This window comes from Sphingobacterium sp. InxBP1 (assembly GCF_026191775.1).
Taxonomy (GTDB): domain Bacteria; phylum Bacteroidota; class Bacteroidia; order Sphingobacteriales; family Sphingobacteriaceae; genus Sphingobacterium; species Sphingobacterium thalpophilum.
The window spans coordinates 112,484-127,681 of record NZ_JAINDX010000046.1; the positions used below are offsets into that span (position 1 = coordinate 112,484).

At 39.5% G+C, this 15,198-nt stretch carries 10 protein-coding genes; 1 reads left to right on the forward strand and 9 read right to left on the reverse strand.

The annotated features are described in order from the left end of the window. Positions 1-68 precede the first annotated feature (68 nt). Entirely contained in the window at positions 69-1,985 is a 1,917-nt protein-coding gene (gene acs, locus K7A41_RS13095) for an acetate--CoA ligase (RefSeq protein WP_265714033.1), read from the forward strand. 156 nt (positions 1,986-2,141) lie between these two features. On the opposite strand, the gene K7A41_RS13100 is transcribed toward acs, so the two are convergent. The 9 genes from K7A41_RS13100 to K7A41_RS13140 all read right to left on the reverse strand — a co-directional run bounded on the left by K7A41_RS13100 (position 2,142) and on the right by K7A41_RS13140 (position 15,164). Then, on the reverse strand, positions 2,142-3,134 hold the full coding sequence (locus K7A41_RS13100; protein WP_265714034.1) for an energy transducer TonB: 993 nt from the start codon (positions 3,132-3,134) through the stop codon (positions 2,142-2,144). A 375-nt stretch (positions 3,135-3,509) separates the two neighbouring features. Beyond that, positions 3,510-3,941, reverse strand: a complete 432-nt coding sequence (locus K7A41_RS13105; RefSeq protein ID WP_265714035.1) for a nuclear transport factor 2 family protein — start codon at positions 3,939-3,941, stop codon at positions 3,510-3,512. Positions 3,942-4,208: 267 nt separating this feature from the next. Next, positions 4,209-4,676, reverse strand: coding sequence for a hypothetical protein (locus K7A41_RS13110; RefSeq protein WP_265714036.1), 468 nt, complete (start codon positions 4,674-4,676; stop codon positions 4,209-4,211). A 630-nt stretch (positions 4,677-5,306) separates the two neighbouring features. Next, complete coding sequence (locus tag K7A41_RS13115; RefSeq protein WP_265714037.1) at positions 5,307-5,747, reverse strand: PH domain-containing protein; 441 nt, start codon at positions 5,745-5,747, stop codon at positions 5,307-5,309. A gap of 146 nt (positions 5,748-5,893) precedes the next feature. After that, positions 5,894-7,219, reverse strand: a complete 1,326-nt coding sequence (locus tag K7A41_RS13120; RefSeq protein ID WP_265714038.1) for a DUF4302 domain-containing protein — start codon at positions 7,217-7,219, stop codon at positions 5,894-5,896. Positions 7,220-7,223: 4 nt separating this feature from the next. Further along, positions 7,224-8,630: a substrate import-associated zinc metallohydrolase lipoprotein gene (locus tag K7A41_RS13125; protein WP_265714039.1), complete on the reverse strand. Its 1,407-nt coding sequence runs from the start codon at positions 8,628-8,630 to the stop codon at positions 7,224-7,226. A gap of 12 nt (positions 8,631-8,642) precedes the next feature. Beyond that, a complete protein-coding gene (locus K7A41_RS13130; RefSeq protein ID WP_265714040.1) occupies positions 8,643-10,121 on the reverse strand; it encodes a RagB/SusD family nutrient uptake outer membrane protein in 1,479 nt (492 codons plus the stop codon). A 12-nt stretch (positions 10,122-10,133) separates the two neighbouring features. Continuing rightward, entirely contained in the window at positions 10,134-13,757 is a 3,624-nt protein-coding gene (locus K7A41_RS13135) for a SusC/RagA family TonB-linked outer membrane protein (RefSeq protein WP_265714041.1), read from the reverse strand. A 249-nt stretch (positions 13,758-14,006) separates the two neighbouring features. Further along, entirely contained in the window at positions 14,007-15,164 is a 1,158-nt protein-coding gene (locus K7A41_RS13140) for a FecR family protein (protein WP_265714042.1), read from the reverse strand. Between the last annotated feature and the right edge of the window lie 34 nt (positions 15,165-15,198).

Below are 15,198 nucleotides of genomic sequence, written 5' to 3' on the forward strand. Positions count from 1 at the left end.
GAAATATTAAAAACAATTTCGCAACGATAACTATATAAAATAAAATAATTCATAATAACCCTAATAAGATGAGCCTACAAATAAAATCATTTGAAGAATATCAGCGTGAGTATAAGCGAAGTGTAGAACAACCCGAAGAGTTTTGGGCGAGCATTGCGGATCATTTTTTCTGGAAGAGAAAGTGGAACAAAGTGCTTAACTGGAACTTTGAGGAACCAAATGTCAAATGGTTTGAAGGTGCTAAATTGAACATTACGGAAAATTGCCTTGACCGCCATATCTATGCAAATGGAGACAAACCAGCCATTATCTGGGAGCCGAACGATCCGAATGAAGCACATCGTATCTTATCGTACAAGCAATTGTTGCAGAAGGTGGAGCAATTTGCCAACGTATTAAAAAACAACAATATCAGAAAGGGCGACAGGGTCTGTATCTATTTACCTATGGTACCCGAACTGGTGATTGCGGTACTTGCATGTGCACGTATCGGTGCTATTCATTCCGTAGTTTTCGGTGGATTCTCGGCCCGTTCGATTGCCGATCGCATTATTGACGCTGAGTGTAAGCTGATCGTCACCTCAGATGGAAGCTACCGCGGTAACAAGACCATTGGTCTTAAAAATATTGTGGACGACGCCCTGATGCAGTGTGATACTGTCGAAAAGGTAATTGTATTGACCCGTACCCGTACACCTGTATCCATGATCAAGGGACGTGATGTATGGTGGGAAGACGAGATCAAGAAAGTAGAAACCCAAGGCAATCCCGCCTGTCCTGCTGAGGAAATGGATGCCGAAGATACTTTGTTCATCTTATATACTTCCGGCTCTACCGGCAAGCCAAAAGGTGTAGTACATACTTGCGGGGGCTATATGGTCTATACAGGTTACACGTTCATGAACACCTTCCAGTACCAGCCCAACGATGTATTTTTCTGTACAGCGGATATTGGCTGGATCACGGGACATAGTTATATCGTCTACGGACCACTTTCTCAGGGTGCCACATCATTGATGTTTGAAGGTATTCCGACTTTCCCGGATGCCAGCCGTTACTGGGATATCGTGGATAAATATAAAGTCAATATCATCTATACCTCACCGACAGCATTGCGCTCGCTAATGGCCTTTGGTGACGAGTATGTCGACAAAAATGATCTTTCTTCATTGCGGGTGCTGGGCTCGGTGGGCGAACCTATCAATGAAGAAGCCTGGAACTGGTTTAACGAAAAAGTAGGTAAAAAGAACTGTCCGATCGTTGATACCTATTGGCAAACCGAGAACGGGGGCCACCTAATTACATCTTTGGCGGGTGTCACACCTGAAAAGGCCAGCTACGCGATGTTTCCGATGCCGGGCATTCAACCTGCACTGATGGATGAGAGCGGCAAAGAAATCGAAGGTAATGATGTCACTGGCAACCTATGTATCAAATTCCCATGGCCGGGCATGCTGCGCACGACCTGGGGTGATCACGACCGCTGCAGACAGACCTACTTCTCTACATACAACAACATGTATTTCACAGGAGACGGTTGCTACCGCAGCCCCGAAGGGTATTACAAAATCACAGGCCGTGTAGATGACGTGCTGAACGTATCAGGACACCGGATCGGTACAGCGGAAGTTGAAAATGCCATCAATATGCACGCCGATGTCGTAGAGTCGGCCATTGTGGGTTATCCCCACGCCGTCAAAGGACAGGGTATTTATGCTTATGTGATTGCCAACCACCACACTGACGCAGAAGCGACGAAGAAAGATATCATGGAGACCGTTTCGCGTATCATCGGTCCGATTGCCAAACCAGACATCATCCAGTTCGTCAGCGATCTTCCCAAGACAAGGTCAGGAAAAATCATGCGCCGTATTCTACGCAAGATCGCCGAAGGAGATGTCAGCAACTTGGGGGACACTTCCACATTACAGGATCCAACCGTAGTGGAAGGCATCATTCAGGGCGCTGAAAGTCTGAAAAAATAATACCAAAACAATTTCACAAATACCTTTAACAGAAAAGCCTCCCCAGCGGAGGCTTTTCTATGATATGCTTTTACTTCGATTACAGTGATTGAAAAAAAAGCGTCAAATAGGTTCAAAATTTATTAAAAGTATTTTTAATACCGCATGGAAGTTCAATTATCGGGTAGAATTTAAACGAATGGGAAGCGTATAGCGGACATTAACAGGCTCGCCTCGCTGAATACCCGGTTTCCACTTTCCGGCCTGTTTCACCACACGGATTCCCTCTTCTCCCGTACCATAGCCTAGGTCCTGTTTCACAACGAAATCCTTCACATTCCCTTCTTTGTCGACAGTGAAATCAATCTCTACCGTACCACTTACGCCTCTTGCTAAGGCTTCTTTAGGATATCTATAATGACTACTAATAAATCCCATCAACCGGGATATCCCACCACGATATTGTGGATTGACCCGATAAGTGGTGGAATCATACTTAATGATTTCCCCACTGGCTTTCATTTTCAGCCCTGCTAGAAGCTTGTCTTTGCTGTAATTTTCTACGGTTGAACTTTTACCAAACTTTCCTTTCCATTCACCTTCACGCATGCTATTAAGCATCTGTCCCTCTTCGTAGTCATTATCATACTTAAAGCGAATATAACCATTACCGTTTTCGAGCGTTTTATTTTTTAGTGAGTCATAATAAACCACATAAATAGGTTTTTGGACCTTTATTTTCCCTTTTTTATCAACATAATTGGGATAGAAAACGATCATCTCCAGTGTATTGTTAGGGTATAAATAAAATGCAGAATCAATCAGTCGGCTATCACTGCTATAATTTTCCAGGCTTTTCAATTTTCCGTCTTCGTAAAATTCATACTTCGTCCCTAGGTATTTAAACGACGGTTTTGGGGTTTTACTATCTACCTTTAATTTGATAGAATCGTTCCGCGTGTAGAATTCTTCAATGGTATAATACCGTTCTTTTTGATCTCCAAGTACATGAACAGTTCTGGAGAAATGAGCCGAGTCCTGATGTTTCGTTTCTTCACCATCTAGTTTATGGTAAGTAGTAAAAGAAACCTGGGCTAGCGAACCAAAATGATAGAAAATGAGCAACAAAGAGCAGATCAGTTTTGCCGAAAATTGTAAATAATGCTTCATACTAATTATTAATCTGAAAGCAATTTAACACTTTTTATGCGCAACCTAACAAACTGCAGATTAAATAATCACTAATCATACCGATCGCACTGCAATGAAACATATTGAGTTTTCCACACTATGTTAACAACCATGTGAATAAGTCAAAATCAGACGGCCTAACTGTTTTTAATACCTGATAATACAGCTTCCCTTGCATATCATCTTTCAGTGTGCGCTGAATTTAGCCTTTTATGTGCCTACTGGGTTTGAAAAGGTCATTAAGTCATCCCTAGGACCAAGGATGCACATTTGCTAATGCTTGCGCTGTAGCAAAAAAGGCCACATCATCACGACGTGGCCAAAAATAAACATATGAATTTAATTAAACAGTTTCTATTTATAAGCGTTGACAGAACTGGAGACTTTCCAAGCACCACCCTCGTTGATCAATGTGACCAGATCAGTTTTTGTGAAATCCTCAAATTTCATGGTTATGCGGGCAACCATATAATTTTCAGATTCTTCCAAGATTTCTGCATTGGTGCTACAGTTCAATTTTTCACCCTTTTGTTTTTTCAGGAAAGAAATCACTTCCGAGCGTTTATTGGTCCGTGCATTCTTGCCCTGGATCTTTTGGCTAAAATCTGCTGCAAAAAGCTGTTCCACACCATCTGAAGCACCTTCAGTCATTACAGACAGGTAAGTATCAATCGCTAAATCGGCTGTCGACAAGTTCAATCCTTTTCCGGGATCCTTTGCTGCCATGCTCATGGTGGATACCGCAATTAAAGCAGCGGCGGCGAATGTTTTTATTAAAGTTTTCATAATTGCTATACTTTATAGTGTTAGTTTTTTTATCTCTTTTCTAATTGTCGCAAGGATCTGGATTTTGTTGCATCATTTTCCTCTTAGATTATGATTCAAAAGTAAGACAGTGCAACATGCGATTTTATTACATTTAGATCAATAGCACGGAAAAGTCGGTGAATAGCGGGATTGGAGCGGTGGAAGATAGCATGAAGGAGCAGCTTGCAATCTTCTGCGTAGCAATGAAGCGTTCGCATATTCTTCGGAAAGGAGTAACACGTGAAGTTAATTAGAAGTATTCCCAATTGGTGACATGGGGATATCTAGCAGTAATAAGGTGTTTAATAGTGTTTCCTTACCAGCAACAGAAAAGGATATTCTTTTTCCATTATTCAGACGCACATACATGATGCTCGGGGCATCAGAAATAAAACCCCAGCCATATCGAAAACTGTATCTAACCCCCCAACCTCCAAAATCCTTTAATGCTGATATATCATATATCTGAATACTCGAGATTTCATTCAGCTGATAAGTGCGTTTGAAAATATACATCACCGAATAACGGAGTCCCTTATTATCTATTTTAATTTTGACCTGATAAAAGATGAGAAGCGCGCCAACGAATAGCAAAATTAGGTGAACACTAAAGGGTACTTCAGCAAATAAAAAAAGTAAAATATATAGTACTACAAATAGTACAATTGCTATTTTCGGCATTTTTAACTCTTCTTGGAACACGGTATTCTTCATAATCTTTGGTTTATCTTTTTCGATCTCGCCACCTGAATACTGGCGGTGGTAGTATAAAAAATATCCTTCATTTCAAAAAAATAATTATCTTTAAGTAAGCCAAATTTTAAACTTCTAATACAATAATTCGAATTATGAAAGCTTACTTAAACAAGAAATCTCCATTAGCATTGATATTGAATATCGTTACCGCATTATTCTTACTCAGTCAAATGCCTCAGCATATCCTAATACATCAAGATGCCAAGATACTGAAAATTATTTCAGTAATATTAGTTGATATTTGTGCTATTGCAATTCTGATCTATTCGCTATATAGACTTATCTTTGATCGGATAAAATCCTAGAAAACGCAGCAGTTTATAAAAACATGAAAATCAATTATTAAGATCACGAACATGAACACAATTTTATTAAAGATCTATCAGTTTTTTACGACAACCACTATAGTCGGAATATCTATAACTGGATGGGTTAAAATAATACTTGCTTTTCTTCTGTTGGTTATAGGTATAAAGGATAGACACCACCTAACCATTTGGATCGCACTTCTGTTTATTGTAGCAGAATTGAATGTCCGTATTTTCTCCAAAAGAAGCTCAAAAATCATCAAGGAGAAGTAGTATATAACTACTTCTCCTTGATGATCTCAATTGAAGGATTAATCAATTGTAATTTACCAATAAATTCGGCAGGTTTTTCTGGGCAAATGAAGAGATTGTCAATCTGATTATAATGCAAGATCATTCCCTTTCTATACGGCCTTAATATAGTTAATCGCATTGTCCCAAACCAGTCAACCTTATCCTTTTCTAGTCTTCTAATCGTTGTAATATTCAAAGATTTTGTTCCTGAAATACTTCGAATTAATAGTTTATCTCCTTCAATCCAATATCGATTAAAGAAAAACGTAAAATACCAGGTTACAGCCAATATGAGAAAAAGAAATAAAGTGCCCATATAAAGCCCCTGCTCAATGTCTTCATAAGACAACATAATGATAAATCCTATCATTGCAACTCCCCAGATGTAACTACCTAGAGTAATACTTGTTCTATATGTATCCTTCATAAATTAACACTTCATTAAGATGTTTAGAGATTGAATTTATTGTTCCTTTATAGAGATAATGCATGAATTAAAGTAAAAAATTGGCTGCCTACAGAATAGTACAGCCAATTCTCAACATTTATTAATAAACTAGCTTTTCCAACAATCTAATACAACCAGGTAAAATAATAATCTGGATTGTCAACACGAGTAAATTTCACTGCTCGACCAAATGTAGGATCACTTACAAATGATAATTTAAACTCCTTATCCTTCATGTTTGCAAAAAATGAATTATTCATGTAAGGAACAATAATACCACCATTACCATTGTCTGCAGCTAGCGAAACAAATTTGAAATATCCCGTAGCTTCATCAATTGAATATTTCATAATATATGTTGCTGAAAAACCAGTTGTCCCTTGATAGATATTTGAAACAGCCGAGATTTCATTTCTAGCACTTACAAAAGTATAAGTCGTGTTACCAATAGTCAAATTATAGCCTGAGTTCTTAGATAGATTAAGATATTTGTTCCAATCAGCGATGAAGGAGTTTGACCAAGTAATCATCGGCAGATATTGTGAGTAACTAAATGGCCCCGGCACAGCAAAAGAAGTAATAGCTTTACCAATTTTATATTCTGGAGGAAGAATGTAATCTGGAGATTTATAGATATCATATGTTTTACCACTACGTGTCTGAAGCTTATATACATCTCCAGATTTAATTATCCCCGAAAAATATTCTCCGTTGTATTCCACATCATTTAACATCCGGATACTTTCACCCGCAATATAATAGTATTTAAGCTCAATACCAGTAACGGTATTATTAGGCATACCTATAAAGCTAATCACTTTGCCGTCAACATTTAGACCAATCTCAGTTTCAACATCTCCAACTTTAGCAACAGGTATACCGTCAGCAAAATATTCATTAAAACTTTCGATCTCAGATAGAAACTTTTTGTCTTCATATTTTTTTGCTTCTTCAGCTGTTGCCTTAATCAATATCAATGGATTTTGATATTTCTTTCCTGAGAATATTGCAGAATCACCTGAAAGACGAATAAATTCGAACTCTACGTCGCTTTGGAACCCAGCTCCAGGCGCTCCTCCAGCTACTTCTGGAACAGGATCTTGTAATACTGAAAGATAGGTATAAGTATCGAAAATCAGAGTCCCTTTCATCCCCCACTTAAGACGATATGTAGACGTTTCTGGGCTCACAGCAAACTCCTTAGCTAAATCACTATACATCAAAACCTTATCATCTTCCGTAAACCTCATATAATAACCGAATCCGCCTGAGGCTGATGTTCCCATACCCGCAATCCAACCATTTGGTGCTGAAACCAAAGCTGTTTTCCATTTCGCCAGTTCCTCCGAGATTCGTTCCTCAGGCGCTTCGCCGAAAACCAACTCGTTTTTTTCTTTTGAACAGCCTAAAAACAGGATGCTCAAAAGCGCTATATAAAATATCTTTCTCATCTGTTTATTTTAAAACAATAGGACCATAAAAATAATTACTCGTTGTCCCGTCCACATAAAAACCACCAAATTTTCCAAAATTTGGATCTGATGCTGTCATTGTCGTTGGGAAGAATGATGCGACAAACACTCTATTAGTTAAATAAGGTAATATATATGTTTCAAATCCTAACTTAACAGAAGCTATTGCGCCATTGCTATATGTAGTCCCACTTCCCTCAGGCAACAGTTTTGTGAATTTAGTCTGTCCTGTCGCATAGTCCACAGACAAATTGAAATCGTAATCGGCATAATATGGTCCTGCTCCTGCATTTGTCTTAAATTCGCATCTAAACGTTAACTTTGTTGCACTAGCGAAAATTAATTGAATATTTTGTACAGCCCAACCATTCGTTGACATAATGTTCTTATAATTATCGTAGACTGTTTGGAATGAACTCGATTTACCATAAGTTGTGTAATGTGACGCATCTGGATTAAAAGTAAATGACGCCACCTTGTTCCCGATCAGATAAGCCTTAAATGTCTTCGTTTGATCTACTGGATCTGTAGCCCCATATTCCTCTTTCAATACACGTTGAACTTCAGCCTGTAACGCACGATAGTCGATATTATAATAATCTTTAAAATAGGACACCACAAGTTTCTCCTTTTCCCGCAATTTTGCCGCTGCTGCAGGGCTTGTTGTTGCGCAGTAATTGTCAAACCAAACCTGTCCTTCAACAAGTAAATGGGCATTCATCTCAGCAAAATCTTCACCGAAAGAACTTCTGGAATATTGGGATACAAAACCCAAACTCTTAGCTACTGCTGCAGTATTTGCTGCTCCGGTCCAATCCGCTGTATAATCTGCTTTGCTTATTTGCTCAAATGCTGGCGGAATAACAATATTCTGATTTAAAATATGGGTAAACTCATGATGAATTGTACGCACCGGACGTTTTACTGCAGTAGGATTATTAAAGTCCAGGCTGTTCAATTCATACAATACAATCCGTCTACCGTTATCAGCAGTCCCCAGCGTAATGGATCCATTAGTATTATAAGATGGTGACCCATAAAGCACAAACTGTTTTGGCGTATAAGTCTTAATAAATGTTTTCCCGCCGATCTTTTCATAGGGTTGCAGATAGGTGGTCAACACCGCGTTCATCATGGGTTCTACTTGTTGAAGATAAACGGGAGAGATATCTCGGTTGACATCCGTAAAATTCCTTTCGAAACGATAGACCGTCTCAATATTATATGGATTGACTAAATTGCTAGTTAGCCATTTGTCTACATCATTCTGCGCTGTAATATCCGGATTATACTTTGTGAGATCTACAGTCAGATTATCGTTGTCTTTGCTACATGAAAGCAAACTGCCCAGAGCAAAAACACATATCATGTAATTAAAAAATCTTTTCATAATTTGTAATGATTATCTAGGGTTCAACTCAATACCAGCCAATGTACTCTCTTGTGGGATCTGAAATACTCTACGCGGATCTTCTGGCGACAATGTTTCAAAAGTCTCTGCACCACTTACATCAATATGGTTATGCACAACGGGAATGCGGTGTCTCAAGACATCAAACCAGCGCATCCCTTCACACAACCAACCAATCTGCTTAAACTGGAGTACGGTCTTCAATAGCGCATCTTTATCATCCGAAACATTGAAATAGGTTTTCGATTTTTCTGCGGTCACAGCATGCGTCGTACTATTGTAATTTACCACACGTACACTTACAAATTCATTCAGATCTCTCAACGCATTGGTAAAATCACCTTTTTGAATATACGCTTCAGCTCTATTCATTAGGCCTTCATCAGCTATAAACAACGGCTGCATAATATATGGGTAACCAATCCCTGCTGCGACGTTGGTATAATAGAAATACTCCTTAAAAACATAGGTTGTATAATTGTTGTCTGACCAACGCAAACCTTTATTGTAAAAAGGGGCACCACAAGCAGTGGTTTTATTGTAAACACCATTGAAAATAGCTGTACCAAAGCCGTATCGTGGATTGCCACCGACATTGCTTCTTTGGTAAGTTGAATACGTGTTAGCAAGCAAAATATTATAATTCTTATCAGCTTTTGTTAACTCGGTACGGAATTCCTCTGAGGTGTAGTTCCTTAATGTCGTGTTCCAAGGCCTCAAATAGGTGAGATAAGCTCCATTGGGGACAGCCAGATTTGCATGTTCAATGACCTTATCCCAATCACCTTTGAAAAGAAAAAACCTCGATGCGAACAAATGGGCGGCAGCCGGCGTAAAATGATATTTTGGCACTTGCCAAACACCTCCGTCCAAAAGCGACATTCCTTCTTCAAGATCCTTTTGGATATTTTCATATACCGATGCCACTGTACCGCGCTCATATTTGGGTAGGACGTCTGTCTCGGGCTTTAGAATATAAGGGATGCCAGGAGAAGAATTTGGCTTGCCAATCTCATACGCTTGGGCAAAAAATGTCACTAGCATAAAGTGACAATAGGCGCGGGCCACCAATGCTTCTCCCTTATATGGATTAGCAGCGATTCCCATATTATGTTCCTCAATTGCTGCTAAGGCTTGGTTAGCATTATTAATGGCTTCATAACAAGTCTTCCAATACTGAGTCGGCGTATTCGTTCCGTCGTCAACGATGTCTTTCCAGTTATAAAGACTGACAAATGGCTCGTTATTGTGGCCTACGTTAGGTCCTTTATCCACCGCATTATCCGAGTATGTCTCTGCCATCGCCAAATAATCGTACCCTGGATATGCAGATCCCACTAATTGAGCAACTTTCTCTACTGTATTTATATCCGTACGCATATCCGGTTCTTCATCTAGAAATTTATTGCAGGACGAAAAAACAGTTGCTCCACATATAAGCGCCAATATTATATTTTTATTTCTTTTCATTTTTACAGTCTATTAAAATCCAACTTTTAGTGAAAAAGTATATTGTCTAGGGATAGGCATTGCAACCCCACCGTTATTGAAAAACTCCGGATCTGCGCCATTTAGCTTTCTATCCGAATAGAGCAAGGCAATATTATTTCCAACCAATGCAATCGAAGCAGTACTTAATTTAAGTTTTGAAGTGATTGATTTAGGAATCTGATACGATATACTGATATTTTTCAGGCGAATAAAATCACCTTTGGCAACGCGTTCTGTCGAGTAGTTGTAGGCGTTGTACGGATATATCGCATCAACAGTAGATCCATCAGCCGCATATACTCTGGCACCTCTTGAGAAGGCATCTAATATCGACGGTATATTTGTCCTTGTTTCATCACCAGGCATAATCCAACGATTCGCGATATCGCGTGACATTGATGTCATATCATCATAGGTGGCTGAAATTGTAGGCTGTAAACGCACAAAGTTTCCTGCCGAAAAGGTAAATAATGCTGATAAGGTAAAGTTTTTATAGCTAAAGTTATTGTAATAACCTCCGGTAAATGTTGCATCCACAGGGCCGTGATATTTAAGATAATCGACTGTGTTGTCTTGGAGCCAAATATATGTCTCATTGCGTTCCCCATTTACACCCACATAAGTTGGGTATCCATATTCGGGATTCAAGCCATCAAACTGTAGCGAAAATAGTCCGCGTTGTGCGTAACCTTTCATTGCTCCGCCCTCAGCTTTAACCAAGGACCAAATGTTTGGATTAACTTCAAGTTCTGTAATCTCGTTTTTGTTGATTCCGAAGTTAAATTGTGTTCTCCATCTAAAATCTTGGCTTTTGACAGGGTTGCCTGCGACAGTCAACTCAAAACCATGAGCTTTCATTTTTCCGTAATTGGCATTCTTTTCGTATTCTCCACCGATACCTGAGGTTCTTATTGTTCCAATAAGATCGAAGATATTCCTTTTATAATAATCGAAAGTGATATCTATTTTATTGAATAATGCGAAATCAGCACCGATATTCAACTCGTACAGTTTCTCCCAGGTCAATTGGTCGTTTGCCAATCCACTATTATAGATCAGTGACTCTTTTTCATTCTCATATGGCCGTTTCGCGATCGTGCTATAAAACACCGCAGCAGAGTTACTCGCATTGCCCATATTAGCCACTAATCCATATGTACCCCTGATTCTGGCGCCCGACAGAACCGGTTTTACCGACTCAAAGAATCTTTCACTATCTATATCCCAGGCTCCTGATAAATTCCATGTAGGTAACCAACGTGCTGTGCGGGATTTCCCCATTTTATTAGACCCATCATAACGGAATGTACCATTTAAACTATATTTATCATTAAAATTATATGCTCCGCGCACAGCAAAACCAACTTGCCGGTCTTTCCCGTAGCCCATACCGAAGTATGGATCTCCGCCTTCTATCGCCTTCTTAAAATAACGATAATTTGGGTTTACAAGTCCGCCGTTCTCGTATTGATAACCAACACCGTCGTAATCGGAATTTTGGCGGTCCGCAGTCCGCAATTCCATCGTTGAAAATACATTGATCTTATGCTTTTCAATGGTTTTGTTGAACTCTAAATCCTGCCTAAAATAATACGACTTAATATTGTTGAGTACGGTATTAAAGAAACCTCCTTCAGGCAAAACAACTATTTTTGGATCATTTGGGAAATCAGGGTCATCATATAAGAAGATATTGCCTTCATTGACAGTAGGATTAGCGTTGGCGCGAAATGCCATTGCCATATTGGAATTGTCCCTTATATAATGTTGTCGTTCCGATTTGGCGTAACGGTAGGCTGCGTTGGCTGAATAAGTAAAGTCAGGAAGAAATCTGTACTTTATTCCTCCTTGGACTTTTAGATCCATCATATTTAAATTAAGATAATTATTCTCCAGCTCATTGATAATATTAAACGGAGCATAATTCCGGGTAAAATATTCCAAACTGCCATCCTCATTATAAGGAGTAATCAAACGGCTGGTATTTAATGCATATGAATATGGATTGATATCAAAGTCGCGCGAGTACTTACCATATACCGGGTCAGACTGACGGGTCAACGTTCCTGGAGATCGCTGATCACGGATGGAACCATTCACCAATAATTCAGCACTAAACTTGTCACTCAACTGAAAGTTATTGCGCATGTTCGCAGTATAACGTTGTACATTATCACCAATGGTCATACCATTGTCATTCGTGTAACTTGTCGAAAAATATGTCTGTGCTTTCGACGTTCCAGTTGAAATACTGATAGAATGCTCTTGCAACAAAGAGTTTTTAAATAAAACATCAAACCAGTTGGTATTTGCCTGTGCATAACGGGTGAGATAATTTAATCGGTCCTGCACTGTGTTTTTCAACCCAAAGGAATCTGTATTCGGATCGTAGAGATACATTTGGTTATACATTTTGGCAAAGATACCTCCGTTCATTGCATTGGCTACCGAACTATGGTTATAATAACCCTTATTTTCCATTTCCAGCAAAACAGACATTTGTTCCGCGGAATTCATAATATCAAATTGGTTATAGTTCGGCTTCAGGTAGGTAGTGAACGTTCCAGAGTAATTAACATTGGGCTTACCTTCTGTATTTTTTCCTTTTTTGGTATTCACCACAATTACCCCATTCATCGCTCGAGCCCCATACATCGCTGTTGCCGCAGCATCTTTAAGAATGGTAAAATCCTGAATATCGTCCGGATTTAATCCTGCAACAGACGAACCAATTAAAGTGCTTGCGTCACCCGTAGACAGTGCCTCGTTCGAAATATTCACAACGTCTTCTAAAATAATACCATCGACAACCCATAACGGCTTGTTATCTCCGGAGAGGGAGGTTGCTCCACGTACTCGAATCTTAGGAGCTGCTCCAAATGTACCGGACACATTTTGAACAGATACCCCGGCTACTTGGCCTTCTAACATTCTTGAAACATCGGGAACCCCACTTCGTTCGGCATCCTTTGCATTCACTTTTGAACTTGCCCCCGTGAATAACTTACGATCTATATTCTGATAACCCGTGGCGACAACATCGACCACATCCAACTGGTTATCTAAAGACTTCAACACTATGGACACTGTAGCTCGTCCATCTACAGCGACCTCAGTTCCTGCATACCCTATATACCTTACTACTAAGGTAGATGCCAAAGAAGCATTCAGCTTAAATCGTCCCTGTTCATCGGTCTGCGTAGAAATTGAAGTTCCTTTGACTGTTACTGTAGCGCCACTCAATCCTTTTCCGTCTTTATCTTTGACTGTTCCCGAAATGGATTGTTGTTGGAGGCCTGAGGAGACTGTCGTACTACCGTTCTTTACATTACTGTTGACTGAGATCGTATTGGCAATAATCTTGTATTCTATATTATTAGCTTTTAATACGGCGTTCAGCGCTTCTTCAACAGACGCATTTTTGACATTAACGGAGATTCGTGCTTTTGCGTTCAGATTTTCACTGTAAAGCACCCGTAGATGGGACTGCTTGGAGATCGCAGAGAGTGCTTCTTCAATGCGAGCATTGCGCAAATTCAGGGTAACCTTTTGCGCCGTTCCCTTAGCATGCACGCCCGTCACAAAGGCGAACAGAAGACATGTACTAATTTTCATAATACGTAATGGTTTGCAAAACCGTGGATCTTGTGGGATCAAGAACCACCTTTTGCTAAATGGTAAGTTATTCATACATTTACACTTTGTGGTTAATTAGGGTTTAATTGTTCAATTCAAGATCTAGGACCTGATAATCACATTTTCTGAACAGGGATGCTGCAACATTCCTGTTCTCTTTTTTAGGTCATTGTACTTAAGTATTATTTTTTCATAGGCAGATCAATTAGGTTGGCTGAAATTCTATATTTAAGTTTTAGTTGCTATAATTAACTTCTTACCGTCGATCTCAAATTTAAGGTCACTGACAAAGGATAGCATTTCCAGCACCTGTGACAGCTTTACATCGCGTTCGATACTACCAGTATATTCTTTATCCATTTGGACATTTCCGCGAAATGTGACATCTAAATCGTACCACCTGGATAATTGATGTGCAATAGCGGTAATCGTTTCCTTCTTGAAATAAAACTCATTATTGTGCCATGCGAGATCATGGGTCAAATCTGCTTTTCCTTTGACTAAATTGTCTTTGAAAGAAGAGGCGTATTCGCCAGGAAATAATTCGACTCGTTGGTCATTTTGCCTGACTTCCACCCTTCCTTCCGCCAATGTCGTACGCACTACATCCGAATAGGCATTGACGTTAAAATGTGTACCCAATACTTTAATTTCATTTCCTTTTGACTCTACGATAAACGGATGCCCTGGTTTTGGCACCACTTCAAAATAAGCCTCACCGTCCAAAACGACCCGCCGTTCATTCACAGAAAACTGAGAGGGAAACTTCAATTGCGATAGCGCATTTACCCACACCTTCGTTCCATCAGCTAAGGTCATCTTATAAAAACTTGCCTTTGGAACGATCAGTGAGTTGTATTGCAAGGGGATAGCTGTTTCGGTGGCTTTAACAATAAGTTCGTTACTATTGCCGATCAAGTTATTATTGTTGGTCAACGTTTTGGTGGAGTCGTTATTTAAGGAAACCTTCGTACCATCCGCCAAAACCAGGACTGCACCACTTGTAGCTGGCGCTATGTCTTGCTTCTTTGACACATATATACGCTCTTTAGCTTTTGGTACCGCGTTATGATAAGTATTCCATAAAAGAGTAGTACCCAACAAAAAAACAATAGATGCCGCTACTCCCAAGGACCATCTCCTGAACGACTTTGACTCTTTATACTTCTTAGCGTTCAATCTAGCCCAAGCCTTGTTGACATCCAACTGCCGAATAATACCCAGATCCTCCTCAATGTGCTTGGCTTGATGAAAGGATTCTAAAAATTGTCTATTTTTTGGGTTAGCCTTGAGCCAATTGTCAAGTTCTTCCTGTTCCTCCGCAGCCAGTTGACCACAAAGAAATTTTTTGATTAAATCGGTGATATGTCCTGTATTTTCTTTCATTGATTACAATAAAGAAACGCAAGACATAAAAAGG